Annotated in this window: 1 pseudogene; it reads right to left on the reverse strand. The window is 66.1% G+C overall.

The annotated features are described in order from the left end of the window. Positions 1 to 158 precede the first annotated feature (158 nt). Positions 159 to 368 (reverse strand): annotated as a pseudogene (locus AC1DYG_RS20765) (transglycosylase family protein); the annotation flags it as partial.

Here is a 368-nt window from a genome sequence, read left to right on the forward strand (position 1 = left end):
GCTCACCCGCGCCCCGCGCCTGACATCGACCGCACACGAATCCGTTTCACCTTGCACGGAACTCTGTTTCGTCTTGCACTGAAATGCGTTTCGCCCCACCGGTCATGAAACCGATGGGGCGACAACGTGTTTGGTCAGATGTTATGCGGGTGCGGTCAGAGGTACTGGCCGCAAACCGGCCACGCACCCGGCCCCTGGCCGGCAAGGACGTTCTCGGCGACGCGGATCTGCTCGGCCTTCGAGGCGTTGTGCGCCGAACCCGATCCGCCGTAGGCGGCCCAGGTGCTCGGCGTGAACTGCAGGCCGCCGGAGWAGCCGTTGCCGGTGTTGATGCCCCAGTTGCCGCYGCTCTCGCACTGCGCCACTGC

It is taken from the genome of Pedococcus sp. P1_H8 (genome assembly GCF_056405175.1).